This window comes from Hydrogenophaga sp., from assembly GCF_018780385.1.
Classification (GTDB): Bacteria; Pseudomonadota; Gammaproteobacteria; order Burkholderiales; family Burkholderiaceae_C; genus Hydrogenophaga.
In genome coordinates, this window is the sequence record NZ_JADMJO010000011.1 from 1 (window position 1) to 24,739 (window position 24,739).

Below are 24,739 nucleotides of genomic sequence, written 5' to 3' on the forward strand. Positions count from 1 at the left end.
ACCTGGAGCTGGCGGCCGAGTACCTGCTGATGGCGGCGATGCTGATCGAGATCAAATCGCGCATGCTGCTGCCGCCCAAGAAGACGGCCGAGGGCGAGGAGCCGGAAGACCCACGCGCCGAGCTGGTGCGCCGCCTGCTTGAATACGAGCAGATGAAACTGGCCGCCCAGCGCCTGGCCGACGCACCGCAGTACGGCCGCGATTTCCTGCGCGCCCAGGTCTACGTGGAGCAGGCGCTGGCGCCGCGCTTCCCCGATGTGAGCGCCATCGACCTGCAAAGCGCCTGGCGCGACATCCTCAAGCGCGCCAAGCTCGTGCAACACCACAAGATCAGCCGCGAAGAGCTCTCGGTGCGCGAGCACATGAGCATCGTGCTGCGCCGCCTGCAGGGCCGCAAGTTCGTCGAATTCGGCGAGCTGTTCGACCCCGCGAAAGGCTCGCCGGTGCTGGTCGTCACCTTCATTGCCATGCTCGAACTGGCCAAAGAAACACTCATCGAGTTGACCCAGGCCGAGGCATTCGCCCCCATCTACGTGCGCCTCGCCTACACCCCTTCCTGAAGTTTCGAATGACCGACTCACACCGCTTCGACGTCCTCATCATCGGCAGCGGCCTGGCCGGTCTGACCGCGGCACTGCACCTGTCCACCACCCACCGCGTGGCCGTGGTGACCAAGCGCGCCCTGCTCGATGGATCGAGCAACTGGGCCCAAGGCGGCATAGCCGCCGTGCTGGCCGAGGGTGACAGCCTCGCATCTCACGTGGACGACACGCTGGTCGCGGGCGCTGGCCTGTGCGATCTCGAAGCGACGCAATTCACGGTGGAGAACGCGCCCGCGGCCATCGCCTGGCTGCAGGAACTCGGCGTGCCTTTTTCGCTGGAAGCGGGTGAGCTGCACCTCACGCGCGAGGGTGGCCACAGCCACCGCCGCATCGTGCACGCGGCCGACGCCACGGGCGCCGCGGTGCAGGCCACGCTGATCGAGCGCGTGCGCAACACACCCGCCATCCAGGTGTTCGAGCACCACATGCTGGTGGACCTGATCACCGACCGCAAGCTGCCCGGCCACGACGAGGTACGCCACGTGGCCGAGCGCTGCTTCGGTGCCTACGTGCTCGACACCGTGCGTGACGAGGTCGTGACTTTCAGCGCCACCCACACCGTGTTGGCCACGGGTGGTGCGGGCAAGGTCTACCTCTACACAACCAACCCCGACACCGCCACCGGCGACGGCATTGCTGCGGGATGGCGCGCGGGCTGCCAGGTGGGCAACATGGAGTTCATCCAGTTCCACCCCACCTGCCTGTACCACCCGCACGCCAAGAGCTTCCTGATCACCGAGGCGGTGCGCGGTGAAGGCGGCCTGCTCAAGCTGCCACCACACCTGGGCAGCCACCGCTTCATGCCCGACCACGACCCGCGCGCCGAGCTCGCGCCGCGCGACGTGGTGGCGCGCGCGATCGACTTCGAGATGAAAAAGCACGGTCTGGACTGCGTGCATCTGGACATCTCGCACCAGCCACCCGAGTTCCTGCAGGAGCACTTTCCCAACATCCTGGCGCGCTGCGCCGAGTTGGGCATCGACATCACCAAGGAACCCATTCCCGTGGTGCCGGCCGCGCACTACACCTGCGGCGGTCTGGTGACCGACCTGGGTGGCCGCACCGACATTGCCGGTCTTTACGCGGTGGGCGAAACCACCTGCACCGGCCTGCACGGCGCCAACCGCCTGGCGAGCAACTCGCTGGTGGAGTGCATGGTGTTTGCGCAAGGCGCGGTGAATGCGATTCGCTCGGCAGCCGACGCCGGCACGCCAGCCATGCCACAGTGGGACGACAGCCGCGTGACCGACGCCGACGAGCAGGTGGTGATCTCGCACAACTGGGACGAGCTGCGCCGCTTCATGTGGGACTACGTGGGCATCGTGCGCACCAACAAGCGGCTGGAGCGCGCGGCGCACCGCATCTCGTTGCTGCAGACCGAAATCCACGAGTTCTATTCACAGTTCCACGTCACACGCGACCTGCTGGAGCTGCGCAACCTGGTGCAGGTGGCCGACCTGATCGTGATGTCGGCCATGCTGCGGCACGAGAGCCGCGGCCTGCACTTCAGCCGCGACTATCCAGAACTGCTGCCAGTCGCCAAGCCGACCATCTTGGTGCCTCCCGCTCGCTGAGCCCACCATCCCGTTCGCCCTGAGTCTGTCGAAGGGCTCACCCACGTGTTGGCATGAGCTTCGACAAGCTCTGCCCGAACGGATGGATCAGGCGGCACCGATGTTGGGCACCAGAGCGCCCGGGTCGTTGCCCAAGCGCTGCGCACCAGTAAATGCGAGCATGCGGTCGATCGGGAGCCGAGCGCGCGGGATCAACGCCGGGTCGACGTGGATTTCGTTCAGACCCTTCTCCAGGATCTGCGCCACACCGGCCAGCCCGTTCATCGCCATCCACGGGCAGTGCGCGCAGCTCTTGCAGGTGGCGCTGTTGCCGGCGGTGGGGGCTTCGATGAACACCTTGCCCGGGTTCTGCTGGCGCAGCATGTGCATCATCCCGTTGTCGGTGGCCACGATGAATTCGGGTGCGTCCATCTCGCGCGCCGCTTTCAGGATGGCCGAGGTGGAACCCACCGAGTCGGCCAGCGCGATCACGTCGACCGGGCTCTCCGGGTGCACCAGCACCTTGGCTTGCGGATGCTCATTCATCAGCGCCTGCAGCTCGAAGGCCTTGAATTCGTCGTGCACGATGCACGCGCCACCCCACATCACCATGTCGGCACCCGTCTCACGCTGGATGTAGCCACCCAGGTGTTTGTCGGGCGCCCACAGGATCTTGTGGCCTTTGTCCTTGAGCGCGCTCACGATGTCCAGCGCACAGCTGGACGTGACCAGCCAGTCGGAACGTGCCTTCACCGCCGCGCTGGTGTTGGCGTACACCACCACCGTGCGGTCCGGGTGGGCGTCGCAGAAGGCGCTGAACTCGTCGATGGGGCAGCCCAGGTCGAGCGAGCAGTTGGCGTCGAGGTCGGGCATGAGCACGGTCTTCTCCGGGCTCAGGATCTTGGCCGTCTCGCCCATGAAGCGCACGCCCGAGACGATCAAGGTCTGCGCCGCGTGGTCGCGACCGAAGCGCGCCATCTCCAGCGAGTCGCTCACGATGCCCCCGGTCTCGATGGCCAGGTCCTGCAGGTCCGGATGCACGTAGTAATGCGACACCATCACCGCGTTGCGCTCCTTCAGCAGGCGGCGGATCTTGTCCTTCAGTTCGGCGCGCTGCTTGGGACCCGGTTCCACCGGCACGCGCGCCCAGGCGTGCTGCGTGGGGCAGGCGGGTTGTTCGTATTCGACGTCGATGACGCTGGCTTCGGTGTTCATGGTTGTCTTTCGCGAGGCGTCAGAGCGCCTCGAATCGCATGGAAAAGTCGATTGCCTTCACGTCCTTGGTGAGGGCGCCGATGGAGATGCGGTCCACCCCGGTTTCGGCCAGTGCGCGCACGGTCTGCAGGTTCACACCACCAGAGATTTCGAGCACCGCACGGCCCGCGTTGCGCCGCACCGCTTCCTGCAAGGTGGGGATGTCCATGTTGTCCAGCAAGACCATGGTGGCGCCGCTGGTCAGGGCCTCGTCGAGCTGGGCGAGCGTTTCCACCTCGATCTCCACAAAACGCGCCTGGGGCGCGGTCTCGCGCACGCGTTGCAGCACCTGCGCCACGCCGCCGGCCGCGGCGATGTGGTTTTCCTTGATCAGCACCGCGTCATACAGGCCGATGCGGTGGTTCACACCCCCACCGGTCTTCACCGCGTATTTCTGTGCCAGCCGCAGCCCCGGCAAGGTCTTGCGCGTGTCCACGATCTGCGCGCGCGTGCCCGCCACCGCGTCCACGAACACCGCGGTCTTGGTGGCCACGGCCGAGAGCATCTGCAAAAAATTGAGCGCTGTTCGCTCGGCGGTGAGCAGCGGCTGTGCCCGGCCTTCGATGGTGAGCACGGTCTGGTCGGGCGCGCAGCGCTGGCCCTCAGTCACGTGCCAGGTCAGCCGGGCCTGGGGGTCCAGCGCCACCACGGCGGCCTCTACCCACGGCGTGCCGCAAATCACCGCCGACTCGCGCGCCAGAATGCGTGCCCGCGCCGGCTTGGTGGCGTCCACCAGCGCGGCGGTCAGATCACCCCCGCCCACGTCTTCAGCGAGGGCCAGCGCCACATCGCGCCGGGCCAGTTCATGCAGGTCTTCGAGGGTGAATTCAGAGAGGTGTTTCATGGGCCGCAAGCATACCGGGATGGTCTATAGTCCCGCATTCTCACCCACCCCTGAAACACGCGGGAACCCCGAATGAGCACCCCCACCCCGACTGCGCCCATGGCCACGCCCTATGGCACGCTGCCCACCGCCTCGCCCCTGCCCCAGCGCAAGCCCGTGAGTCTGCCGCGCCTGAATGAGTTGCGCGAGCGGGGCGAGAAGATCACCATGCTCACCGCTTACGACGCGACCTTCGCCGCGGTGGCCGACGCGGCCGGTGTGGAGTGCATCCTGGTGGGCGACTCGCTGGGCATGGTCTGCCAAGGCCTGGCCAGCACCGCTGGCGTGACGCTGGAGACCATGGCCTACCACGTGGAGAGCGTGGCGCGCGGCCTGCGCCGCGTGCAGGGCACGGCCTGGTTGCTCGGCGACCTGCCCTTCGGCAGTTACCACGAATCCAAAGAACAAGCCATGCGCAGCGCGGCCCAGCTGGTGCACGCCGGCGCGCACATGATCAAGCTCGAAGGCGGTGGCTGGACCGCCGAGACCGTGCGCTTCCTGGTCGAACGCGGCATCCCGGTCTGCGCACACCTGGGCCTGACACCGCAGACGGTGCACGCGCTGGGAGGCTACCGCGTGCAGGGCCGTGGCGACGCAGCCGCACTCGTGCTCAAACGCCATGCACTCGAACTCCAGGACGCAGGCGCCACCATGGTCGTGCTGGAGATGGTGCCCGCGGCCCTGTCTGCAGAGATCACACGGCAACTCCCGACCTGTCACACCATCGGCATCGGCGCGGGCAAGGACACCGCCGGCCAGGTGCTGGTGATGCACGACATGCTGGGCGTCAATCTGGGCAAGAACCCCAAGTTCGTGCGCAACTTCATGGAAGGCGCCGGCAGCGTGCGCGACGCCATGGCTGCCTACGTGCGCGCCGTGAAAGACGGCAGTTTTCCTGACGACGCGCTTCACGCCTGGTAGCACTGGATCACCCCCGCAGCGCCTGCGGCGCTACCCCCTCAAGGGGGCGGCGCTGGCGGCCCGGCAAAGCCGGTTCCGCGGCGCCCCTTGAAAAGACACTTCTCCCTCATGAAAATTGTCCACACCCTCGAAGACCTGCGTGCCACGCTGCGCCCCTTCAACAGCCCCTCGCTGGTGCCCACCATGGGCAACCTGCACGCGGGCCATCTCGATCTGGTGCGCACGGCCAAGCCGCTGGGCGACGTGACCGTGGCGAGCATCTTCGTCAACCGCTTGCAGTTCGCGCCCCACGAAGACTTCGACACCTATCCGCGCACCCTGCAGGCCGATTGCGACAAGCTCGCTGCGGAGGGCTGCGACGTGGTGTTTGCACCGTCTGAAAAAGAGATGTACCCCGAGCCCCAGAACTTCAAGGTGCAGCCGCCCGCCGATCTGGCCGACATCCTCGAAGGCCACTTCCGCCCCGGCTTTTTCACGGGCGTGTGCACCGTCGTGATGAAACTGTTCCAGTGCGCTTTTTCCGAGGCCAAGGGCCCGCGCCACGCCATCTTCGGGCAGAAGGACTACCAGCAGCAGATGGTGATCCGCCGCATGGTGAGGCAGTTTGCCCTGCCCATCACCATCGTCAGTGGCGACACCCAGCGTGCACCCGACGGCCTCGCTTTGAGCTCGCGCAATGGTTACCTGAGCGAAAGCGAACGTGCCGAGGCCGTGCAACTCTCGCTGGCGTTGCGCTCCCTGGGGCGCGATGCACTGGCCGCCGCCGACGGTCTGGCGCGGCGCCTGCCCGCGCTGGAGGCGCGCGCCATGGCAGACCTGGCCGCGCGCGGCTGGCAGCCCGACTACCTCACGGTGCGCCGCCGGGTTGACCTGCAAGCGCCTCAGGCGGGCGATCCACTGGTGGTGCTGGGCGCTGCACGCCTGGGCACAACCCGGCTCATCGACAACTTTGAAGTCTGACGTCGAAAGGCCTTGCCATGCTTCAGCTGCGTCCGAACTGCGAATGCTGCAACCGCGACCTGCCCAACGAATCGCTGGACGCACGCATCTGTACCTTTGAATGCACCTTCTGCAGCGAATGCGCGGAAACGAAGTTGAACAACACCTGTCCGAACTGCAGCGGAGAGCTGGTGCGCCGCCCGCGCCGGCCAGCGGCGGCGCTGGCACGCAACCCGGCATCGACCGAGCGGGTGTTCAACCCGGCGGGTTGCGCTGCACCTTGAACCGGCGTCGGGCAAGTTGCTTTGCCCAATCGGTCAGAGCAGTTCGTCCTTGGGGTCGCGGCCCATGAGCGCGGCCACAGCCTGCGCAGGCAGCAGGTCACCGTCCAGCAAGGCCACCACCGCATCGGTAATCGGCATGTCCACGCCGAGCGAACGCGCACGCCGGGCCACGGTGCGGGCGCTGTAAACACCTTCGGCCACATGGCCCAGTGAATCCACCGCCTGTTGCAGGTTCATGCCCTGCGCGAGCAGCTGGCCCACCTTGCGGTTGCGTGAGAGGTCGCCAGTGGCCGTGAGCACCAGATCGCCCAGGCCCGAGAGCCCCATGAAGGTCTCGGCCTTGGCGCCCAAGGCCAGCCCCAGGCGCGTCATTTCGGTCAGGCCACGGGTGATGAGCGCCGCACGCGCATTGAGCCCCAAGCCCAGGCCGTCGCACAGGCCGGTGGCGATCGCCAGCACGTTTTTCACCGCACCGCCCACCTCCACACCCACGATGTCGTCGTTGGCGTACACGCGCAGCGAGGGACTGTGAAAAGCAGCCACCAGTGTGTCTCGCACGCTGGCGTGTTCGCTGGCCGCCACCAGGGCGGTGGGTTGTCCGCGCGCCACTTCCAGCGCGAAGCTCGGACCACTCAACACCCCCGCCAGCAGTTGGGGCGCCACCTGGGAGCGCACCTCATGACCCATCAAACCCGTGGAATGATCAGCATCCAGCGGAGCTTCGAAACCTTTGCACAGCCACGCCACCGGGACGCTCTGGCTGGCCAGCAACGCCAGCATGGTGCGCAGGCCAGCCATGGGGGTCCCGATGATCACGAGGTCGGCACCTGCCAGCGGGGTTGCACCTCCGTGCAGTGGGCCCGTGGCGATCTGCAACACCTGCGGGACCGCCACCCCGCTCAGGTAGCGGCGGTTCTCTCGGTGTTGTTTCAGGTCGGCGGCTTGCTGCGCGTCTCGCGCCCAGAGCGTCACGCGCCGCGACTCACCTGCTTGCGTGGCCGCGCTGATGGCCAGTGCAGTGCCCCAGGCGCCCGCGCCGAGCACGACGATGTTCATCGGGCCGGTGCCGGGCAAGGCCTTACTGGGTGACGATGCGGGGAGCGTCGGCGGCGGCCTGCGCCTGCTGCTGCTCGTACATGGCCTGGAAGTTGATCTCGGCCAGGTGCACGGGCGGGAACCCACCGCGCTGGATGATGTCGGCCACGTTGCTGCGCAGGTAGGGGTAGACGATCTGCGGGCAGGCGATGCCCATGATCGGACCCATCTGCTCCTGCGGCAGGTTGCGAATCTCGAAGATGCCGGCCTGCTTGGCTTCCACCAGGAACACGGTGCGGTCCTTGATCTTGGTCGTCACGGTGGCGGTCACGCAGACCTCGAACACACCGTCGGCCGCCGGGCTGGCTTCGACGCCGAGCTGGATGTCCACCGTGGGCTGCTCCTGCTCGAGCAGGATGCCGGGCGAATTGGGTTGCTCAAGCGACGCCTCCTTGAGGTAGACGCGCTGAATCTGGAAGGTGGGTTCCTGGTTTTCTGCCATGGTGTTGTCTCGAAGAATGCGTTGAAAAAACAAACCCGCCGGAGGATCGTTCCCGCGGCGGGCACAAGGCGAATTATGTCAGCCCAACAAGGCGGCTCGATGACTCAGGCTTGCAGCATGGGCACCAGTCCACCGCGCCCATCGAGCGCGTGCAGGTCGTCGCAACCACCCACGTGCTGTTCGCCAATGAAGATCTGCGGCACGCTGGTGCGGCCGGTGACGGCTCTCATCTGCGCGCGCAGTTCAGGCTGCCCGTCGACGAACACCTCTTCCAGATCGGCCACGCCATGCTTTTGCAACAGCGCCTTGGCGGCGCTGCAGTAGGGGCAATAGGCGCTGGTGAACATCTTGACTTTGGCCATGCGAACTTCCTGTCGGTGCGAAAACGAAGCCCAAATGATCAGGCTTTTTGCACCGGCAGGCTGGCGGCGCGCCACGCGCCCATGCCGCCCGTCAGGGATTGCGCATTCTCGTAACCCAGTTTCTTGGCCATGGCCACGGCGCGGTTCGCCTTGGATCCGTTGGGGCAGACCAGGATCAGGTGCATGGCCTTGTTCTTGACGGTGCCGGGCAGCTTGGCTTCCAGCTCCGACAGCGGCACGTTCTTGGCACCGATCACGTGGCCCGCGGCAAATTCGGCGGGCTCGCTCACATCCACCACCACCGCCTTGTCGCGGTTCATGAGCTGCACGGCCTCCACCGTGGTGAGCGAGCCGGCACGCGCGCCCGCAGAGACCATGGGCCACAGCAGCATGGCGCCCGACGAGAACGCCACGGCCAGCAAAATCCAGTTATCGATGAAGAAACTCACGAGGACACCTTTCGAGTAAGCCCGCGATTTTAGAATGTCGGGCTGCACTGTGCCAAAGTGTTCCACGGTGCAGTCGCATTTCACCGCTCCATTGCCCCCCAACGCCACCTCTTCCCCATGCACAAACTCGTCCTGATTCGCCATGGCGAATCCACCTGGAACCTGGAAAACCGCTTCACCGGTTGGACCGATGTCGACCTCACCCCCACCGGTCTGGAGCAAGCCAAAGCCGCCGGTCGGCTGCTCAAAGCGGAGAATTACGACTTCGACCTGGCCTACACCAGTGTGCTCAAGCGTGCCACCCGCACCCTGTGGCACGTGCTCGACGAGATGGACCGCACCTGGCTGCCAGTGGTGCACAGCTGGCGCCTCAACGAACGCCACTACGGCGCGCTGCAGGGACTGAACAAGGCCGACATGGCCAAACAGTACGGTGATGAGCAGGTGCTGGTCTGGCGTCGCAGCTACGACACGCCGCCGCCCGCGCTGGAGGCGGGCGATCCGCGCAGCGAGCGCGGCGACCGCCGCTACGACCGCCTCAAGCCCGAGGAAATTCCCCTGACCGAGTGCCTCAAGGACACCGTGGCGCGTGTGCTGCCGTTCTGGAACGAAGCCATGGCACCCGCCATCAGGGCTGGCAAACGCGTGGTGGTGGCCGCCCACGGCAACAGCATCCGCGCGCTGGTGAAGTATCTTGACGGCATTGGCGACAGCGACATCGTGGGCGTCAACATCCCCAACGGCATCCCGCTGGTCTACGAGCTGGACGCCGACCTCAAACCGATCAAAAGTTACTACCTGGGCGACGCCGAGGCGGCAGCCCAGGCGGCCGCTGCGGTGGCGGCACAAGGCAAGGCCTGAAAACCGGCGATCGGGAACGCCCGGGCATCGGGCCGGGCATTGGGGAACCGAACCGATTCTCCGTGCTCATAGGTGTATATTGATCCGCCGTCGGGTCAAGTGGTCCGGTATGGGCGTTACTACTGAGGTAATTCAATGGCAAAACAGGTGAGTCACAAGCTGAAGATTGCAGGCTGGGTGGCCATTGGTGCGGTCGCGGGTGCGCTGACCACGGTCCAGTTGCAAGCGGTGGCCCGCGGCACGCTGGCGCCCTTGCCGCTCGAAGAGCTGCAGCAGCTCGCCGCGGTTTTCGGCATGGTCAAGACCGACTATGTGGAGCCGGTGGACGAGAAAAAGCTGATTTCCGAGGCGATCACCGGCATGGTGGCCAGCCTGGACCCGCATTCCCAGTATTTCGACAAGAAATCGTTCAAGGAATTCCGCGAAGGCACCAGCGGCCGCTTCGTGGGTGTGGGCATCGAGATCACCATGGAAGACGGTCTGGTCAAGGTGGTCTCCCCCATCGAAGATTCGCCCGCCTTCCGCGCCGGCCTCAAGACCAACGACCTGATCACCAAGATCGACGACACCAATGTCAAAGGTCTGTCGATCAACGACGCCGTGAAGCTCATGCGCGGCGAGCCCAAGACCAAGGTGTTGCTGACCATCTTCCGCAAGGACGAGGATCGCACCTTCCCGGTGACCATCACCCGCGAAGAGATCAAGACCCAGAGCGTGAAGTCGCGCGTGGTGGAGCCGGGTTACGCCTGGGTGCGTGTGTCGCAGTTCCAGGAGCGCACGATCGAAGACTTCGCCCGCAAGGTGGAGGACCTGTACAAGACCGAGCCCAACCTCAAAGGCCTGGTGCTGGACCTGCGCAACGACCCGGGTGGTCTGCTCGACGCCGCCGTGGCCCTGTCGGCCGCCTTCCTGCCGGAAAACGTGACCGTGGTGTCCACCAACGGCCAGCTGGAAGACAGCAAGTTCATCTACAAGGCCATTCCGCAGCACTACCTGCGCCGTGGTGGCAACGACCCCATCAAGCGCCTGACCGAAAACACCAAGGGCGCCCTCAAGCGCGTGCCTCTGGTGGTGATCGTCAACGAAGGCTCGGCTTCGGCCAGCGAGATCGTGGCCGGTGCCCTGCAAGACCACAAACGCGGCACCATCATTGGCAGCCAGACTTTTGGCAAAGGTTCGGTGCAGACCGTGCGCCCGCTCGGCCCCGACACCGGCCTGAAGCTGACCACGGCGCGCTACTACACGCCGATGGGCACCTCCATCCAGGGCAAGGGCATCGTGCCCGACGTGCTGGTCGACGAAACGCTGGAAGGCAATGTGTTCGCAGCTCTGCGCACGCGAGAAGCCGATCTGTCGAACAGCCTGACCAACGGCAAGGACCCCAAGGCCACGGTGGCACCGATGACAGACGCCATGCGTGCGGCTGAGCAGCAGCGCGGCGAAGACCGCGAGCTGGCGCGCAAACGGCTCGAAGAGGAAGTCCGGAAGAATCCGGGTCAGCGTCTCGTGCCTGAGTTCGGTACCGACAAAGACTTCCAGCTTGTGCAAGCGATCAACCAGCTCAAGGGTCGTCCGGTCATGGTGAGCAAGAGCCAGACCGTGCGCACCGAAGAGAAAAAAGAAAATTGAGGACACAGCGGGCTGACAGCCCGCTGTGACGCTTTTGGACGACGCACAGCTCCTGCGCTACTCGCGCCACATCCTGCTCAACGAACTCGGCGTCGAAGGCCAGGAAGCCTTGCTGGCTTCGCACGCGCTCATCATCGGCGCGGGTGGCCTGGGTTCACCCGTCGCGTTGTACCTGGGCAGCGCTGGCGTGGGCCGCATCACGGTGGTCGACCACGACGTGGTCGACGAGACCAACCTGCAACGCCAGATTGCGCACAACCTGGCGCGTGTGGGCCGCCCCAAGGCCGAGTCCATCGTGGAAGCCATTGCCGCCATCAACCCCGACGTGCGGGTCACACCCATCGTGCAGCGGGCCGACGCGACCTTGCTGAGCGACCTGATTGCCCAAGCCGACGTGGTGCTCGATTGCACAGACAACTTCGCCACCCGCCACGCCATCAACCGAGCCTGTGTGAAGCACCGCAAGCCGCTGGTCTCGGGGGCGGCGATCCGCATGGACGGGCAGCTCAGCGTGTTCGACGCGCGCAGTCCGGACAACCCCTGCTATGCATGCGTATTTCCCGAATCGGCGGATCTGGAGGAAACGCGCTGCGCGACCATGGGCGTGTTCGCGCCGCTGGTGGGCATCGTGGGCACCATGCAGGCGGCCGAGGCGCTGAAACTGCTGACTGGCCTGGGCTCACGCCTCACCGGCAAGCTGCTCATGCTTGACGGGCGTGACCTTGCTTTCACCGAGATCTCACTGCCACAGAACCCGCAGTGCGCGGTGTGCGGCCACCCACCCTGATTCAACCGCGCGGTGGCATCGGGCACGGCCCGTGGCGCTTGCGAAAATCACGCGGCAGCTCGGGTGCGGCCTCTGCGAACAAGCCTCGGCCTCGTTCTTTTGCGGCGGCTTCCTCGGCAGAAAACGGCCCCAGACTGCGCCGCCAGCGGTACGACCACGCCTGACCATTGCCCACCAGCCAGGCGGCGACGTCGTCCCCTTGGTGCACGATGCGTGCAATGCCACGGTCGTAGTCGTCCTGGCTGCGAACGCGCACCTCCACCACCTGGTTCAACACGCGGCGGGCCAGAGCATCGCGTGACGCCTCTCCGCCGCGCTGGCAGATCTCGGGCGCATCGATGCCGTCGAGGCGCAGCTTGCGGTAACGCCCTCCCTGCAGCGGCTTGACCCAGAGCGTGTCGCCGTCAAACACGCGGCTGACCCGCGCGCTGTAGACCTCGTCCTGCAACTCCTGCGAGTGGGCCGCGCCAGCAAGAACACAGGCACAGGCGAGCGCGAACCGACACATCCCGCGCAAAGGCATGCAACAGGTCAGCGCAACATCGACCTCGATCCGGGCGCGAAGTGCTTCAGCCCTTCTTGCCACCCATCACCAGCAGCGCCGCGCCCACCACGATGGCACCAATGCCGGCCCACACCGGTACGTTGACGGTTTCCTTTTCTTTCACGGTGAGCTCCAGCGGGCCCAGCTTCACGGCCTCGGTTTCCTTGGTATAGCTGAAACTGCCGTACACGAGGCCGATGACGCCCGCGGCGATGAGGAGAATGCCGACCAGTTTCGCTGTGTTCATGAGGTTTCCGTTCTGTGAGGACGCGCTTCCGTCACCGGGTCAAGTCGACCCCCGACGCAGCGCTGGGCGCCATGATGCACCAAATGGTGGCGGTTTCAGGAGTTGATGGCCTCGGACGCGATCAGGCCGGCACCCAACCCACCCGCCGCGCCCCCGGCACCCGCACCGCCACCACCACCTGTACCTCCGCCACCGCCACGGCCGCCCTCGCCTTCGCCCCGACCCATGCGCGTCGATCGCCCTGGGCCCGAAGCCGGCAGCACCAGCGTGTCGGGAATCGGCTCCAGCCCCAGCTGGCGGCGCAGATCGGAGCGCAGTTCTTCCACCAGCGGCTGGTAGTCGGGTGATTCGCCGCGCCGCAAGGCACGCGCACAAGATGCGGCCAGCTCCACCTGCGGCAGGGAACCGAACAGCACGATCTCGGCCAGTGTTTCTTCCATCTGTGATGCGTTTTCCACCGTGGCCGGCGAGAACGACCCAGCCAGTGCGCGGTAAGCCGCCACCAGCGATTTGAGGCGTTCGGTTTCCTGTCGGTTTTCACGCTGGCGCCGTTGCTGCACGCGCTGCATCACGACGATGCGGATGGCCAGCAGCACCAGCGCAATGACCAGCGAGGCGAACAGGGTGAGAGACAAGGGGCCGAAGCTGGCAAGGTTCATGGTCCCGGAGATTGTGCGCGCGCTGGGCCCGGCTGCAAGGGCTCAGGCGGGATCGCGGTAACGCGCAGCGGAGATGAACTGGTCAAAGGTCTCGCACCACACGATGACGCTGGTGTAGCGCGAAGGGTCGGCGCCCGCAGGCAAGGTCACGATGAAGTTGTCGAAGGTCTTCACGTCGCCCACGCGCAGCATGGTCGGTTTGAGCCGCTTGAAGTCGTCTTCGGTCTCCACGAACTCGGGAGACAGGTAGAGCTTGTAGTCCGGCCCCGGCGCGAGACGGCCAGCGAACGTGATCTGTTGAGGGCTCACGGTCACCGTGCCCTCGCCCCAGTGCAGAGCATCGCTGTCCTTCAAGTCGCGGCGGAACTCTCCGGTGTAGGTGCTGCCCGCAGCGGCCTGAGCCACTTGCTCGGTGCTGGGGCCGTCCGGCGCGGTCAGGATGGGCAGCGCATAGATGCCTGCGGCGAAGCCCACGAGCAGGACCAGCGCATGGGACGCCATGAGCATCAGCATGCGGCGGCGAAAAGCGGGGCGGGCGGTGTCAGGCATGCGAGGACTCCTTCAACGAGACCCTGGTTCGTCTGGCAACGGGCGAAAGCCTTACAGCCAACGGGCCACTTTCAAGACGGCAACAAGGCGTCCAGGCGCCGCAGCCCGGCCACGGTCTGCAGACAGGCCTGCGCGGCCTCGGTGCCCTTCACGGCGAAGTGGCGCATGAAGTAGCGGCGGTGCTCCACATGCTCGTGGAAATGGTGCGGCGCCTGGACCGCCGAAATCACCGGCACGCCGGTGTCCAACTGCACGTCCATCAGCGCCTGCACCACGGTCTGCATCACGAAATCATGGCGGTAGGTGCCGCCGTCCACCACCAGCGCGCTGCCCACCACCGCGGCGTACCGACCCGAGCGCGCCAGACGCTGCGCGTGCAGCGGGATTTCAAACGCGCCCGGCACGTCGAACACGTCGATGGCCTCGGCCGGAAAACCACCGCGCGCCATTTCTTCAAAAAACGCATCACGGGCCTGGTGCACGATGTCGGCGTGCCACGAGGCTTCGACGAAAGCAAAGCGCAGACCGGCGGGCAGTTCGGGCAGCGTGGGGAGTTCGGTCGGGGTGGTGTTCATGGTGTGGAATGTGGCAAATGGCTCACGGCCATTGTAGGTAGCAGGGGTGTCAGGCGGTCACGATCCAGCCTTCCAGCGGATCGAACTCGGGCAGGCCCCAGCGCGGGTGGCCTGCGGCGTGCTGTACTTGCGCCCAGGCGGCTTGCAGCAGGCAGAGCACGGCGTCCAGACTGTCACCGCTGGCATCGTCGGCCAATTGATCACGCTGGGCGTGCGTGAGCTTCAGGCGCAGGCCAGCAGCCAGCAGCAGCGGTGCCTGGCCGTTTTCCAGTGCGTTGATCAGCGTCTTGCGAGCGATCAGCCGATCAGGAGTCTGCTTGGCCCTGTCATCACTCTTGTACGACGTGCCACCGAGCACGCTGCGCGCCAGCAGGCCGGGGTAGGCCTCCAGGCCCACACGCTCGCCATCGCCCGGGTGCAGACCCGGCAAGGTGAGGCCCGCAGCAATGAGGCCCGGCACACCCGCGTGCAGCATGAAGGCCACCGGCGGATTGACCCACTTCATGCTGGGGCTCGAACCCGCCGGGCCGTCGGTGGCGCGGTGCGCGAACTTGCCCCCCACCGGTCGTGCGTTGCAAAAGCCGGCAAACGACTCGCGGATGGATTCCCGGCTGAGGCTGGCGTAGTGCGCCATGCAGGCGGCCCAGTCGGTGGGCCAGCCCAAGGCGGTCACCAGCTCACGCGGCAAGCCAAAGGGGAGGTCAAAGCCGCCCACCCAGGTACCGGGTGCTGACATGCGCGCCAGCCAGCCGTCGAGCGTCTCGAAGCGCTCGATGCCACTCAAGACCACACGGTTGCGGTCCGTCCGGCCGACCGCCAGCACGATAGGTTTGCGGCGGCTCGGCGCGCTGGTGAAATCGCAGCCCAGCAGGACGGGCGAAGTTGAAGGCGTCATGCCGCGATCATCCCAGCGCGAGCGCCATCACGCCGGCGGCGATCAAGATGGCACCGAGCAAGCGCGCGAGGCGGTCGCCTTCGCCGAGCAACTGCCCGCCGATGAGCGCGGCAAACAACATCGACACCTCGCGCGCTGGCGCCACGTGCGACAACGGCGCCTGCTGCATGGCGAACAGCACCAGCACATAGGCCACCGGGCTGACCACCGCCACCAGCAACGCGTAACGCCACTGCGTGTGCCACAGCAGGCGGGCGGTGGGCAGATCGCGCAGCACGCTGGGCGCCAGCAGCGCCACGCGCACGAAATTGCCCATGTAGTCCACCAGGATGGGCGACATCAACAGCATCTTGACCGCGTAGCCGTCGACCACGGTGTAGGCCGCGATGAAGACACCCGTGACCACGCCGTACACCATGCCCTTGTGCACGCGCTTGCGTGCCATCGGGTCGTGCGCCGCGCGCAGCAAGCCGGGCCCGCCGGCAATGAGGAACACACCACCCACCACGCCGGCAATGCCCGCCACACCCAGGGCGGAGATCTGCTCACCCAGCAGCACGATGGCGATGAACGAGGACAACAGCGGCCCCGTGCCGCGCGCCATGGGGTACACCACCGTGAGATCGGACTTGCGGTAGCCGCGCAGCAGGATCACGTAGTAGAAGACGTGCAGGACGCCGCTGGCAAGCACCAGCGCCCACTCCACGGTGCCCCAATCGGCCACCACATCGCGTCCGACCCACCAGCCCAGGGGCGCCCACACCAGCATCATGAGAAAGGCGCTGAAGAACGCGAAGCGTGCGTCGCCTCCGGCCTTCTTGGCGGCGATGTTCCAGCAGGCGTGGATCAGGCCCGCGAGAACGATCAGAGTGAGCGCAGTCAGGGACATGGTGAAGCGTCGGAGTCATGCCCTCACCCCAACCCTCTCCCGCTAGCGGGAGAGGGAGGAAGAGCCAAGATACGCAACGAGCGAAGTGCCTTACTCCAGTGGCAACGAGGGTCCGGCTCTGCCGGCCCAAGGTGCCGTCCCCCCGCCCAGCGCCGAAGGCGCGCCAGAGAGGGGGGAAGCCGCGCAGCGGCGCAGGGGGGAATTCACGCTCTTCCGATGATGCTCGCGGTTGCCATCAGCTCTTCGAGCAGTGCCAACGACACCTTGCCCGACACCGAATAAGGATCGAACTCGGGCTTCTCCGAATACTTCAGCACGATGGAGGTGTTGAGCTTGGACAGATTGACCTGGCCCATGGTCCAGCCCCCGAAGCGGCGCTCGGTGATCTCTTCGTAGTGCAGCAGCTCCACCCCTGTGTGGCGCGGGTCGGCCACGATGTGGCTGTAGAGCGTGTTGACCGCGCTGCGACCGCCTTCGATGGCTTGCAGGAACACGCCGCCGCCGTAACACAGCACACCGGTGATGCCGTAGCCCATGTTGTGCGAGCGCGCGGATTCCAGAATGGACTCGATGACGCGGGGGGAGTCTTTTTCGACAGCGTGGCTGACGTAGAGGAGGCGGACTAGCATGGCGGTCTTCTTCGGGATGAGCGGTGGATTCAGCGAGGGATGAGCGAGAGGAATTCGCGCCGCAGGTTGGGGTCCTTGAGGAACACGCCGCGCATGACCGAGTTGATCATCTTGCTGTCCATGTCCTTCACGCCACGCCAGGCCATGCAGTAGTGGCTGGCCTCCATGACGATGGCCAGGCCGTCGGGCTGCGTCTTCTCCTGGATCAGGTCGGCCAGCTGCACCACGGCTTCTTCCTGGATCTGCGGGCGGCCCATGATCCACTCGGCCAGCCGTGCGTATTTGGACAGGCCGATCACGTTGGTGTGTTCGTTGGGCATCACCCCGATCCAGATGCGGCCGATCACCGGGCAGAAGTGGTGACTGCAGGCACTGCGCACGGTGATGGGACCCACGATCATCAGTTCGTTGAGGTGTTCGGCGTTCGGGAACTCCGTGACCGCCGGACCCTTGACGTAGCGGCCGTTGAATACTTCCTTGATGTACATCTTGGCCACGCGGCGCGCGGTGTCGCCGGTGTTGTGATCGTTCTCAAGGTCAATGACCATGCTGTCGAGCACGCCCTTCATCTTCTCGGCCACCTCGTCGAGCAACAGGTCGAGCTCACCGGGCCGGATGAATTCGGCGATGTTGTCGTTCGAGTGGAAGCGCTGGCGGGCCGCCTTCACGCGTTCGCGGATCTTGACGGAGACGGGCGTGCCGTGGTCGTCGTCGGAGACGGCTGGGATCATGGCGGAGTCGGATTTCATGAGCATGGGGCATGCTATCACCCACTTTTCTTTCAAGCACGAATAAGGCTTTTTCACGAGGCCGCGCGGTGAGGCAGACATCGGGTCTGTCACACCGCCCCCGCATTCGCCCCCAGCAAGGCTTCCAGATCTGGCAGCGTGCTCGCCTCGTGCAACGGCTTGTCGTACCGGATGCGTTGCATGCGCGGAAAGCGCAGCGCCACGCCGCTCTTGTGGCGGGTGCTGCGGGCGATGCCTTCGAAGGCAAGTTCAAACACCAGGGTCGGTCGCACGCTGCGCACCGGGCCGAACTTCTCCAGCGTGTGCTGGCGGATCACGGTGTCGACCGCCTTGAATTCGTCGTCGGTCAGGCCCGAATAGGCTTTGGTGAAGGCCACCAGTTGCAGCGCGCCGGGCACGGCGGGTTCTCGGCGAGCGATCGCGTCCACCACGGCCTGTGCCTCTGCGGCGCCGGCCGGTGCGCGGTTCCACACCGCAAAGGTGTAGTCGGTGTAGACCGAGGCCCGGCGGCCGTGACCGGCCTGGGCGTAGATCAGCACGCCGTCGATGTTCAGGGGATCAATCTTCCATTTCCACCAGGCCAGCACGCCTTCGTCGGTGTCGGTGTTCGGGCCCGCCCAGCGCTTCTGCCGCCCGGTGCCGTAGCTGCTGCGGCGGTGTTTGAGCATGAGGCCCTCGACGCCGAGTTCACGCGCCTTCGATCGCTGCTCGGCGAGCGTGGACCAGTCGCTGCCCTCGATGCGCGGCGACAGCCACAGGCGTGGGCCGGTGACCGCGTTCACCTCCGCGGCCAGGGCCTCCAGGCGCGCGCGGCGTTCGGTCTGCGGCTGCGCGCGCAAGTCTTGCGCATCGGCTTCCAGCAGGTCGTAAGCCATGAAGCTCACTGGCGCATCGGCCAGCACCTTGGCGTTCCGTGTCTTGCGGCCAATGCGCTGTTGCAACAGGGCAAACGGCGCGGGTCGACCGGGCCGGTCGCTGCCCGGCAAGGCGCTCACGCCGTCGCCTTCGGCCCAGACCAGGATCTCGCCATCGACCACCGTGCCGTCGGGCCAGCGCTGGGCGAGTGTTTGGAGCTCGGGGAAGCGTTCGCTCATGAGCTCCTCCCCGCGCGACCACACCCACACCTGGCCGGCGCGCTTGACGAGCTGGCCACGGATGCCGTCGAACTTCCATTCGGCAAGCCAGTCGGTGGCCGGGCCCAGGCGCGCCTGCATGGCCTGCGCGATGTCGGTGCTGGCCACTTCCATGCCCAGCAGGTCGTCGCCGGCATCCATGCCCAGCGGGCTGGCGAGAAAAAACGGATAGGGCTGGCTGGGCTCGCGGGCCGCGTATTGATCGCCCGGCGCCTCGGCGGGTGCCAGCAGCGACCGGTATTGCGCCGCCGTCGGCAGTCGCTTGCCGTCGGTGAATCCCATCATGCGCGCGGCCACCTGCTTGGCGTCGATCCCCGCGTGCTGGGCGATGGCGCGCTGCACCAGCAGCTTGCTCACGCCCACGCGGAAACCGCCGCCGACCAGCTTGACCAGCAGGAAACGCCCGGTCGCATCGAGCTCGCGCCACCAGGCGCGCAGGGCCACGGCCACCACCTCGTCGCGCTGCCCGCGCAGAGGCAGGAGACGCTGCTCCATCCAGTCGCTCAGGCTGGTGGCCAGGCCGTCTGCGCTCTCAGGCGCCGGCAGCACGAGCGCGATGGTTTCGGCCAGGTCACCCACGGCCTGGTAGCTCGCGTCAAACAGCCACGCGGGCAGGCCGGACGCCTCTTCGGCCAGGGCCCGCAGCTGCGCGGTCTTGATGAGCTGGCGCGGTTTGCCGCCCGAGAGGAAGTACACCGCCCAGGCCGCGTCAGCGTCGTCCACAGCGCCCAGGTAGCGTTGCAGCGCCTTTACCTTCGCACTGGTGGCGGTGGTCGCATCGAGCTCGGCAAACAGGTCGGCAAAGCGCTTCATGGGGTCGACGCTGGCGCGCTCTCGGTTCGGGTCTCATGTTCGTCGCCGTACTCGGTGTCAAAACCCTCGGCCTGCAGACCTTGCTCCTGCAGGTAGCGCACCAGCACCGGGATGCTGCCGTGCGTGACGATCACGCGCTCGGCACCGCTGGCACCGATCGCGCCGAGCAGCCCGGGCCAGTCGGCGTGGTCGCTGAGCACGAAGCCGCGGTCGTGGCCGCCACGCCGGCGCTGGCCGCGCACCTGCATCCAGCCGCTGGCAAACGCGTCCGAGAAATCACCGAAGCGTTTGATCCACGGCGTGCCCAGCGCGCTGCCGGGGCAGAGCACGAGCGCGCGCTGCAGGCTGGCCTTGTCGGTCACGTCGCTCACCATCAGTGTCTCGGGCAGGTTGACACCGGCGGCACGGTAGGCGCGGTTGAGCGGCTCCACCGCGCCGTGGCAGACGATGGGGCCGATGGCTGCGTCCACCCCGCCCAGGATGCGTTGCGCCTTGCCCAGGCTGTAGCAGACCAGCACACTGGCGTGCCCGGCCTCGGCGTTGTCGGACCACCATTGATTGATCTGACCGAACAGCTCGGCATCGGGCCGCCAGCGGTAGATGGGCAGGCCGAAGGTGGACTCGGTGATGAAGACATTGCAGCGCACCGCTTCGAACGGCGTGCAGGTGTGATCGGGTTTGGCGCCGGCTGGTGTGGTGCGGTAGTCGCCACTGGCCACCCACACCCGGCCGCCGTGCTCCACCCGCACCTGCGCCGAGCCCAGCACGTGGCCGGCGGGGTGTAGCGAGATGCGCACGCCGTTGTGCTCCACCACCTCGCCATACGCCAGGCCTTGCAAGTTGATGCCCTGCCCCAGGCGCGAGCGCAACAGGCCTTCGGACACAGCGGTGGCCAGGTAGTGCGCATGGCCCGGGCGCGCGTGGTCGGCGTGCGCGTGGGTGATCACAGCGCGCTCGACCCGGCGCCACGGGTCGATGTAAAAATCGCCCGGCGGGCAGTACAGACCTTGCGGGCGCTGGACGATCAGGTCGTCGTTCATGGCCTTGGGAGTTTCGTCAATAGCGATGACCGGTGACGAAGAGCGTGGCGCGCATGATGCCGAATGCGATGCGGTCGAGCACACGCTGCGTCCAGTGCCGGCTGCTCAGAGCCCGCACATCGACCATGTCACCGGCGTTTTGCACCAGGCCATCGAGGTGGCTGCGAAGCAGCTCGGCAAAGCGCCGGTCGGTGGTCATCACATTGGCCTCGCGCGCCAGCAGCATTGAAAGCGGGTCCAGGTTGGTCGAGCCCACCGTGGCCCAGCGCTCGTCCACCACCGCCACCTTGGCATGCAGGGCACTGGGTGCGTACTCGTGGATCTCGATGCCGGCGTTGACCAGGTGCTGGTAGACCGGCCGCGCGGCGCGGTACTGGAAGAAGTTCTCGTACTTGCCCTGCGACAGCAGGCGCACCCGCACGCCCCGCGCAGCCGCCAGGATGAGCGCGCGGCGCAGCTTGCGCCCGGGGATGAAGTACGCGTTGGCGATCACGATCTCGCGCCGCGCCGCGCCGATGGCCTTGAGGTAGGCCCGCTCGATGTCGTGCCGGTGGCTCACGTTGTCGCGCAGCAGCAGGGTGGCGCGCGCACTGTCCACGCCCAGGGGTGCGGCGGCCGAGTCACCCAACGTGCTGTCGCCGTCCGCACCCTGCACGCTGGTGCGGGCCGTGTCGAGTTTTTGCAGCAGGCGCGAGAAATCTCCCACGGGGCGCGATTCGCGCAAGGCTTCCCACGCCGCCTTGAATTCCCGTCGGCGCGCACTGCGAGCGGCTTGCAGGCGCCACCAGAGCTGCTCCATCGTCTCGGCCATGTCGAGCACCAGCGGCCCGGCCACGCGCAGCGAAAAGTCCAGCCGCGGTGCGTCCAGCTTGCCCAGCGCCACGTCGTCCTGGTCGTCGATGATGTTGATGCCGCCGCAAAAGCCCACCGTGCCGTCGACCACGCAGAGCTTGCGGTGCAGCCGCCGCCAGCGGCTGGGCAGCAGCAGGCCGAAGCGCCCCAGCGGCGCATAGATGTGCCAATGCACTCCGGCCTCGTCGAACCGCTGTTGCCAGGACTCGGGCACCGTCGGCGTGCCCACGCCGTCGATCACCAGTCGCACCACCACGCCACGGCGGGCGGCGCGTTCCAGCGCTTCGGCCACGCTGAGCGCAGAGCCGGCGAACTCGAAGATGTAGGTTTCCAGGTGCACCACACGGCGCGCAGCATCCATGGCGTCCACCAGGGCCGGGAAAAGCTCGGCGCCGCCCTGCAGCAACAACAACTGGTGACCGCCTCGCAGGGCACCGCGCACAGCGCGCGAGCGGCGCAACAACTTGTCGGCGGCTTTCACAACTCCAGCTCGGCGATCAGGGGCAGGTGGTCCGACATCCGCGACCAGGCCCGTCCGTGCGGCACCTGGGCCGAGACCGGCCGCAGCCCGCGCACGAAGATGCGGTCCAGGTGCAGCAACGGCAGGCGCGAGGGGTAGGTCGGCAGACGAATGCCTTCGAAGGTGCGCAGGCCGAGGTCTGCCATGGGCCGCAGCAGCTGGGCACCCCAGTCGTTGAAATCGCCGGCCACGATCAGCGGCGCTGCTTCGGGCACCCCCGTGGCGATGTACTCGCCCAGGCGTTGCACCTGGCGCGCGCGGCTGGCATGGATCAACCCCAGGTGAACCACGACCACATGCACCTCGATGCCATCGATCAACAGCTGCACATGCAGCAGACCACGCTGCTCGAAGCGGTGGTCCGAGACGTCGGAGTGCTTGCTGTCGATCACCGGCCAGCGCGACAGCAGCGCATTGCCGTGTTCACCGTGGCGCGTGGTGGCATTGGTGCGGTAAACGGCCTCGTAGCCGTCGGGTGTCAGGTAGCTGGCCTGATCCAGGTCGGGCCAGCGTGTGAACTGCTTCTCGAGTTTGCGGTTGTGTTGACGCACTTCCTGCAGACAGACGATGTCGGCATCGAACTGCTCGACCGCGTGTGCGAGGTTGTGAATCTCCAGCCGCCTCGCGGGGCCCAGGCCTTGTACGCCTTTGTGGATGTTGTAGGTGGCGACACGAAGAATGCTCATGGGCAAATCATGCCACCAACACCACCCGCGGCCTGTGCAAATCAGTTCAACCTTGCCACCATTCTGGGCAGCCAGGAAATCGCCTCGGCATTCGACGGCGAGAAGCAGCGTTCGGCCGCTCGCATCCAGGGCAGCCAGACCTGGTCGCGGTGCTCGCGCGGGCTCAACAGCACGGGCAGGGACTCAGGGATGCACAGCCCGAAAAGATGCTCGGTGTTGTGCGTCACACCCGGCGCGTAGCGATGGCGCCACTGCGGATAGATCTCGTACACGTTCTCCAGCGCCCAGTCGGTGAGCGCGTGGCCGCTCGCCCGTGCGTTCAGTCCGGTTTCCTCTGCCACCTCGCGCACGGCGGTGAGTTCGTATGGCTCATCCAGCGTGTCCTTGGAGCCCGTCACCGATTGCCAGAACCCCGGCGCGTCAGCGCGCTCGATCAGCAACACCTCCAGCGCCGGTGTGTGGATCACGACCAGCACCGATTGGGGAATCTTCGCCGGCATGGAGGGCGGGTCAGAACAGGCGGGACGCCGCGTTGCCGGCCGAACGGGCCCGCTGCAACAGCTTCCAGGCCGACCACACCCGCAGGGCCAGCCCCAGCGATCGGCGCGGCCGCCACGCTGCAACGGCCAGCACGCTCCCCGCCACGGCCAGTGGGTTCGCCCGCACCCAGCGCCAGGCGTCCTGCAAACGGTCGGCCCACACCAACGCCGGCTGGACCACGTGCAACTGGTCAACCACCTGAACGCGCACCCGCCCGGACCGGTGCACGAGCAATTGGCGTCGGCGGGCCAACTGCTCGGCGCGATCGGGCTTCGCTGCGCTCATGAGCGCAGCTCCTCGCGGTCTTGTTTGAGCTCTTCCACCGTGGCCGAAAACAGCCTGGTGCCGCTGCGCACCCGCTCGCGCGCCAGCCAGGCCGCAACGCCGCCCAAGCCCAGAAACAGCCCGGCGAACACCGCCAGCGCCACAAGGCGGTGGGTGTCCCAGAGTGCCACGGTGATCAGCATGGCCAAAAAGCCCAGCCCCAGGCTGAGGAATGCCACGGCCACGGCGCCATAGACCAGCAGGCCCCCGACGCGCAGCACTTCCTCTTGCGCTTCCACGCTGAGCAACTCCAGCCGCAACTGGAGCAGTTCCAGCACGGTGGCGGTCAGCCCCTTGAGTGAAGCCGACAGGCGTGTCGGTGGCGCAGACATGCCGCGCCCGTTCAACGCCGGCTGATCAGCAGGCCGATCACCAAGCCAATGCCAGCGGCCGTGCCCACAGCGCGCCAGGGGTGTTCGTGCACGTAGTCGTCGGTGGCGCGGGCCACCTCACGGGTCTTTTCCTTGATCGCGTCTTCCGCGTCCAGCAGCTTGTGGCGGGCCAGGCGCAGGTTTTCGTTGATGCGCTCGCGCAGTTCCACCACCTTGCCTTCGGTCTGGTGGGCAGTGGCCATCATCAGTTCTTCGGCATCGGCAATGACGCGCTGCAGGTCGGCGACCAGCTTCTCTTTGTTAGCCAGGGTGTCTTGTTCGTTCTTGCTCATGGATGGGCTCCTTTCAAAAAGTCATCCTAACAAACCCACGGTCCCACAGAGCCGTACTTTTCGTTACCGCACGTCCCAAGTGCGGAACCGCGCGCCCATGCCAAGAAAAAGGGCGACTGTCGTCGCCCTTTTTGTGTTGCCGAAGACGCAGGTCAGGCGGGTTTTGCCAAGTCCGCGTTGCGCAGACGGATGTGCAGCTCGCGCAGCTGTTTTTCGTCCACCAGGCTGGGGGCCTGGGTCAGCAGACACTGGGCGCGCTGGGTCTTGGGGAAGGCGATCACGTCGCGGATCGACTCGGCACCGGTCATGAGCGTGACGATGCGGTCCAGGCCGAACGCCAGGCCACCGTGGGGCGGCGCGCCGTACTGCA

32 protein-coding genes are annotated in these 24,739 nt (G+C 66.4%); 8 read left to right on the forward strand and 24 right to left on the reverse strand.

All coding sequences use genetic code 11. From position 1 onward, the window contains the following. Both IV113_RS06545 and nadB read left to right on the forward strand, forming a co-directional pair. Nucleotides 1–560: ScpA family protein (locus IV113_RS06545; RefSeq protein WP_291081966.1), on the forward strand; the 560-nt coding region annotated here is incomplete at its 5' end. A gap of 8 nt (nucleotides 561–568) precedes the next feature. Then, a complete protein-coding gene (gene nadB / locus IV113_RS06550; RefSeq protein ID WP_291081968.1) occupies nucleotides 569–2,176 on the forward strand; it encodes an L-aspartate oxidase in 1,608 nt (535 codons plus the stop codon). An 87-nt stretch (nucleotides 2,177–2,263) separates the two neighbouring features. Here the strand turns inward: nadB and nadA are convergent, their stop codons facing one another. After that, entirely contained in the window at nucleotides 2,264–3,370 is a 1,107-nt protein-coding gene (nadA, locus tag IV113_RS06555) for a quinolinate synthase NadA (protein WP_291081971.1), read from the reverse strand. A gap of 19 nt (nucleotides 3,371–3,389) precedes the next feature. Next, entirely contained in the window at nucleotides 3,390–4,253 is an 864-nt protein-coding gene (gene nadC, locus IV113_RS06560; RefSeq protein ID WP_291081973.1) for a carboxylating nicotinate-nucleotide diphosphorylase, read from the reverse strand. Nucleotides 4,254–4,325: 72 nt separating this feature from the next. Between nadC and panB the strand changes: the two genes are divergently transcribed. The 3 genes from panB to IV113_RS06575 all read left to right on the forward strand — a co-directional run bounded on the left by panB (nucleotide 4,326) and on the right by IV113_RS06575 (nucleotide 6,436). Then, the gene (panB, locus tag IV113_RS06565; protein ID WP_291081975.1) at nucleotides 4,326–5,213 is read left to right on the forward strand and encodes a 3-methyl-2-oxobutanoate hydroxymethyltransferase; all 888 of its coding nucleotides are present in this window, start codon (nucleotides 4,326–4,328) and stop codon (nucleotides 5,211–5,213) included. Nucleotides 5,214–5,321: 108 nt separating this feature from the next. Then, on the forward strand, nucleotides 5,322–6,173 hold the full coding sequence (panC, locus tag IV113_RS06570) for a pantoate--beta-alanine ligase (RefSeq protein WP_291081977.1): 852 nt from the start codon (nucleotides 5,322–5,324) through the stop codon (nucleotides 6,171–6,173). Between the two features lie 17 nt (nucleotides 6,174–6,190). Next, the gene (locus tag IV113_RS06575; RefSeq protein WP_291081979.1) at nucleotides 6,191–6,436 is read left to right on the forward strand and encodes a DUF1272 domain-containing protein; all 246 of its coding nucleotides are present in this window, start codon (nucleotides 6,191–6,193) and stop codon (nucleotides 6,434–6,436) included. A 33-nt stretch (nucleotides 6,437–6,469) separates the two neighbouring features. Here IV113_RS06575 and IV113_RS06580 read toward each other — a convergent pair whose 3' ends face one another. From IV113_RS06580 to IV113_RS06595, 4 genes are all read right to left on the reverse strand, one after another. Further along, nucleotides 6,470–7,492: an NAD(P)H-dependent glycerol-3-phosphate dehydrogenase gene (locus IV113_RS06580; protein WP_291081981.1), complete on the reverse strand. Its 1,023-nt coding sequence runs from the start codon at nucleotides 7,490–7,492 to the stop codon at nucleotides 6,470–6,472. Between the two features lie 22 nt (nucleotides 7,493–7,514). After that, the gene (gene secB / locus IV113_RS06585; protein WP_291081983.1) at nucleotides 7,515–7,973 is read right to left on the reverse strand and encodes a protein-export chaperone SecB; all 459 of its coding nucleotides are present in this window, start codon (nucleotides 7,971–7,973) and stop codon (nucleotides 7,515–7,517) included. Between the two features lie 104 nt (nucleotides 7,974–8,077). Continuing rightward, nucleotides 8,078–8,335 (reverse strand): glutaredoxin 3, encoded by a 258-nt coding sequence (gene grxC / locus IV113_RS06590; RefSeq protein ID WP_056272973.1) that lies wholly within the window; start codon nucleotides 8,333–8,335, stop codon nucleotides 8,078–8,080. A gap of 38 nt (nucleotides 8,336–8,373) precedes the next feature. Further along, nucleotides 8,374–8,784 (reverse strand): rhodanese-like domain-containing protein, encoded by a 411-nt coding sequence (locus tag IV113_RS06595; protein ID WP_291081986.1) that lies wholly within the window; start codon nucleotides 8,782–8,784, stop codon nucleotides 8,374–8,376. A 117-nt stretch (nucleotides 8,785–8,901) separates the two neighbouring features. Here IV113_RS06595 and gpmA point away from each other — a divergent pair, with 117 nt between their 5' ends. The 3 genes from gpmA to IV113_RS06610 all read left to right on the forward strand — a co-directional run bounded on the left by gpmA (nucleotide 8,902) and on the right by IV113_RS06610 (nucleotide 12,061). After that, the gene (gpmA, locus tag IV113_RS06600) at nucleotides 8,902–9,645 is read left to right on the forward strand and encodes a 2,3-diphosphoglycerate-dependent phosphoglycerate mutase (protein ID WP_291081988.1); all 744 of its coding nucleotides are present in this window, start codon (nucleotides 8,902–8,904) and stop codon (nucleotides 9,643–9,645) included. Nucleotides 9,646–9,792: 147 nt separating this feature from the next. Further along, entirely contained in the window at nucleotides 9,793–11,274 is a 1,482-nt protein-coding gene (locus IV113_RS06605; RefSeq protein ID WP_291082023.1) for a S41 family peptidase, read from the forward strand. A 34-nt stretch (nucleotides 11,275–11,308) separates the two neighbouring features. Next, nucleotides 11,309–12,061: a HesA/MoeB/ThiF family protein gene (locus IV113_RS06610; RefSeq protein ID WP_291082025.1), complete on the forward strand. Its 753-nt coding sequence runs from the start codon at nucleotides 11,309–11,311 to the stop codon at nucleotides 12,059–12,061. Nucleotide 12,062: 1 nt separating this feature from the next. Here IV113_RS06610 and IV113_RS06615 read toward each other — a convergent pair whose 3' ends face one another. The 18 genes from IV113_RS06615 to IV113_RS06700 all read right to left on the reverse strand — a co-directional run. Beyond that, complete coding sequence (locus IV113_RS06615) at nucleotides 12,063–12,584, reverse strand: thermonuclease family protein (protein WP_291081990.1); 522 nt, start codon at nucleotides 12,582–12,584, stop codon at nucleotides 12,063–12,065. A 46-nt stretch (nucleotides 12,585–12,630) separates the two neighbouring features. Then, entirely contained in the window at nucleotides 12,631–12,852 is a 222-nt protein-coding gene (locus tag IV113_RS06620; protein ID WP_291081991.1) for a hypothetical protein, read from the reverse strand. Nucleotides 12,853–12,947: 95 nt separating this feature from the next. Continuing rightward, nucleotides 12,948–13,511: a preprotein translocase subunit YajC gene (locus IV113_RS06625; protein ID WP_291081993.1), complete on the reverse strand. Its 564-nt coding sequence runs from the start codon at nucleotides 13,509–13,511 to the stop codon at nucleotides 12,948–12,950. A 42-nt stretch (nucleotides 13,512–13,553) separates the two neighbouring features. After that, nucleotides 13,554–14,060 (reverse strand): DM13 domain-containing protein, encoded by a 507-nt coding sequence (locus IV113_RS06630; RefSeq protein WP_291081995.1) that lies wholly within the window; start codon nucleotides 14,058–14,060, stop codon nucleotides 13,554–13,556. 71 nt (nucleotides 14,061–14,131) lie between these two features. Further along, a complete protein-coding gene (locus IV113_RS06635; protein WP_291081997.1) occupies nucleotides 14,132–14,635 on the reverse strand; it encodes a 6,7-dimethyl-8-ribityllumazine synthase in 504 nt (167 codons plus the stop codon). A gap of 49 nt (nucleotides 14,636–14,684) precedes the next feature. Next, entirely contained in the window at nucleotides 14,685–15,530 is an 846-nt protein-coding gene (locus tag IV113_RS06640) for a DUF429 domain-containing protein (protein WP_291081999.1), read from the reverse strand. Nucleotides 15,531–15,537: 7 nt separating this feature from the next. Then, nucleotides 15,538–16,419 (reverse strand): DMT family transporter, encoded by an 882-nt coding sequence (locus tag IV113_RS06645; RefSeq protein WP_291082001.1) that lies wholly within the window; start codon nucleotides 16,417–16,419, stop codon nucleotides 15,538–15,540. A gap of 203 nt (nucleotides 16,420–16,622) precedes the next feature. Further along, entirely contained in the window at nucleotides 16,623–17,048 is a 426-nt protein-coding gene (locus tag IV113_RS06650) for a BLUF domain-containing protein (RefSeq protein WP_291082003.1), read from the reverse strand. A 29-nt stretch (nucleotides 17,049–17,077) separates the two neighbouring features. After that, the gene (gene folE / locus IV113_RS06655) at nucleotides 17,078–17,803 is read right to left on the reverse strand and encodes a GTP cyclohydrolase I (protein ID WP_291082005.1); all 726 of its coding nucleotides are present in this window, start codon (nucleotides 17,801–17,803) and stop codon (nucleotides 17,078–17,080) included. 83 nt (nucleotides 17,804–17,886) lie between these two features. Then, nucleotides 17,887–19,743 carry an ATP-dependent DNA ligase gene (locus IV113_RS06660; RefSeq protein WP_291082007.1) on the reverse strand — a complete coding sequence of 619 codons (1,857 nt, stop codon included), beginning with the start codon at nucleotides 19,741–19,743 and terminating at the stop codon, nucleotides 17,887–17,889. After that, nucleotides 19,740–20,783: a ligase-associated DNA damage response exonuclease gene (locus IV113_RS06665; RefSeq protein ID WP_291082009.1), complete on the reverse strand. Its 1,044-nt coding sequence runs from the start codon at nucleotides 20,781–20,783 to the stop codon at nucleotides 19,740–19,742. The genes IV113_RS06660 and IV113_RS06665 overlap by 4 nt, the downstream gene beginning before the upstream one ends. Nucleotides 20,784–20,799: 16 nt before the next feature. Continuing rightward, a complete protein-coding gene (gene clsB / locus IV113_RS06670; protein ID WP_291082027.1) occupies nucleotides 20,800–22,065 on the reverse strand; it encodes a cardiolipin synthase ClsB in 1,266 nt (421 codons plus the stop codon). Nucleotides 22,066–22,112: 47 nt separating this feature from the next. Continuing rightward, entirely contained in the window at nucleotides 22,113–22,841 is a 729-nt protein-coding gene (locus IV113_RS06675) for an endonuclease/exonuclease/phosphatase family protein (RefSeq protein WP_291082011.1), read from the reverse strand. A gap of 41 nt (nucleotides 22,842–22,882) precedes the next feature. Beyond that, a complete protein-coding gene (gene nudB, locus IV113_RS06680) occupies nucleotides 22,883–23,341 on the reverse strand; it encodes a dihydroneopterin triphosphate diphosphatase (protein ID WP_291082013.1) in 459 nt (152 codons plus the stop codon). Between the two features lie 10 nt (nucleotides 23,342–23,351). Further along, nucleotides 23,352–23,666: a YqjK family protein gene (locus tag IV113_RS06685; protein ID WP_291082015.1), complete on the reverse strand. Its 315-nt coding sequence runs from the start codon at nucleotides 23,664–23,666 to the stop codon at nucleotides 23,352–23,354. After that, nucleotides 23,663–24,037: a phage holin family protein gene (locus IV113_RS06690; protein WP_291082017.1), complete on the reverse strand. Its 375-nt coding sequence runs from the start codon at nucleotides 24,035–24,037 to the stop codon at nucleotides 23,663–23,665. Before IV113_RS06690 ends, IV113_RS06685 begins: the two co-directional genes overlap by 4 nt. 11 nt (nucleotides 24,038–24,048) lie before the next feature. Further along, the gene (locus IV113_RS06695; RefSeq protein ID WP_291082019.1) at nucleotides 24,049–24,369 is read right to left on the reverse strand and encodes a DUF883 family protein; all 321 of its coding nucleotides are present in this window, start codon (nucleotides 24,367–24,369) and stop codon (nucleotides 24,049–24,051) included. 152 nt (nucleotides 24,370–24,521) lie between these two features. Continuing rightward, nucleotides 24,522–24,739: amino acid--tRNA ligase-related protein (locus tag IV113_RS06700; RefSeq protein ID WP_291082021.1), on the reverse strand; the 218-nt coding region annotated here is incomplete at its 5' end.

Bases quoted from the DNA above. Each gene is read 5' to 3' on its own strand.
- panB (WP_291081975.1), top strand. From the start codon at position 4,326: ATGAGCACCCCCACCCCGACTGCGCCCATGGCCACGCCCTATGGCACG.
- nadB (WP_291081968.1), top strand. From the start codon at position 569: ATGACCGACTCACACCGCTTCGACGTCCTCATCATCGGCAGCGGCCTG.
- IV113_RS06630 (WP_291081995.1), bottom strand. From the start codon at position 14,060: ATGCCTGACACCGCCCGCCCCGCTTTTCGCCGCCGCATGCTGATGCTC.
- IV113_RS06575 (WP_291081979.1), top strand. From the start codon at position 6,191: ATGCTTCAGCTGCGTCCGAACTGCGAATGCTGCAACCGCGACCTGCCC.
- panC (WP_291081977.1), top strand. From the start codon at position 5,322: ATGAAAATTGTCCACACCCTCGAAGACCTGCGTGCCACGCTGCGCCCC.
- folE (WP_291082005.1), bottom strand. From the start codon at position 17,803: ATGCTCATGAAATCCGACTCCGCCATGATCCCAGCCGTCTCCGACGAC.
- gpmA (WP_291081988.1), top strand. From the start codon at position 8,902: ATGCACAAACTCGTCCTGATTCGCCATGGCGAATCCACCTGGAACCTG.
- IV113_RS06615 (WP_291081990.1), bottom strand. From the start codon at position 12,584: ATGCCTTTGCGCGGGATGTGTCGGTTCGCGCTCGCCTGTGCCTGTGTT.
- nudB (WP_291082013.1), bottom strand. From the start codon at position 23,341: ATGCCGGCGAAGATTCCCCAATCGGTGCTGGTCGTGATCCACACACCG.
- nadA (WP_291081971.1), bottom strand. From the start codon at position 3,370: ATGAACACCGAAGCCAGCGTCATCGACGTCGAATACGAACAACCCGCC.
- IV113_RS06660 (WP_291082007.1), bottom strand. From the start codon at position 19,743: ATGAAGCGCTTTGCCGACCTGTTTGCCGAGCTCGATGCGACCACCGCC.
- IV113_RS06690 (WP_291082017.1), bottom strand. From the start codon at position 24,037: ATGTCTGCGCCACCGACACGCCTGTCGGCTTCACTCAAGGGGCTGACC.
- grxC (WP_056272973.1), bottom strand. From the start codon at position 8,335: ATGGCCAAAGTCAAGATGTTCACCAGCGCCTATTGCCCCTACTGCAGC.
- IV113_RS06665 (WP_291082009.1), bottom strand. From the start codon at position 20,783: ATGAACGACGACCTGATCGTCCAGCGCCCGCAAGGTCTGTACTGCCCG.
- IV113_RS06675 (WP_291082011.1), bottom strand. From the start codon at position 22,841: ATGAGCATTCTTCGTGTCGCCACCTACAACATCCACAAAGGCGTACAA.
- IV113_RS06640 (WP_291081999.1), bottom strand. From the start codon at position 15,530: ATGACGCCTTCAACTTCGCCCGTCCTGCTGGGCTGCGATTTCACCAGC.
- IV113_RS06695 (WP_291082019.1), bottom strand. From the start codon at position 24,369: ATGAGCAAGAACGAACAAGACACCCTGGCTAACAAAGAGAAGCTGGTC.
- IV113_RS06635 (WP_291081997.1), bottom strand. From the start codon at position 14,635: ATGAACACCACCCCGACCGAACTCCCCACGCTGCCCGAACTGCCCGCC.
- IV113_RS06685 (WP_291082015.1), bottom strand. From the start codon at position 23,666: ATGAGCGCAGCGAAGCCCGATCGCGCCGAGCAGTTGGCCCGCCGACGC.
- nadC (WP_291081973.1), bottom strand. From the start codon at position 4,253: ATGAAACACCTCTCTGAATTCACCCTCGAAGACCTGCATGAACTGGCC.
- IV113_RS06645 (WP_291082001.1), bottom strand. From the start codon at position 16,419: ATGTCCCTGACTGCGCTCACTCTGATCGTTCTCGCGGGCCTGATCCAC.
- IV113_RS06625 (WP_291081993.1), bottom strand. From the start codon at position 13,511: ATGAACCTTGCCAGCTTCGGCCCCTTGTCTCTCACCCTGTTCGCCTCG.
- secB (WP_291081983.1), bottom strand. From the start codon at position 7,973: ATGGCAGAAAACCAGGAACCCACCTTCCAGATTCAGCGCGTCTACCTC.
- IV113_RS06620 (WP_291081991.1), bottom strand. From the start codon at position 12,852: ATGAACACAGCGAAACTGGTCGGCATTCTCCTCATCGCCGCGGGCGTC.
- IV113_RS06580 (WP_291081981.1), bottom strand. From the start codon at position 7,492: ATGAACATCGTCGTGCTCGGCGCGGGCGCCTGGGGCACTGCACTGGCC.
- IV113_RS06650 (WP_291082003.1), bottom strand. From the start codon at position 17,048: ATGCTAGTCCGCCTCCTCTACGTCAGCCACGCTGTCGAAAAAGACTCC.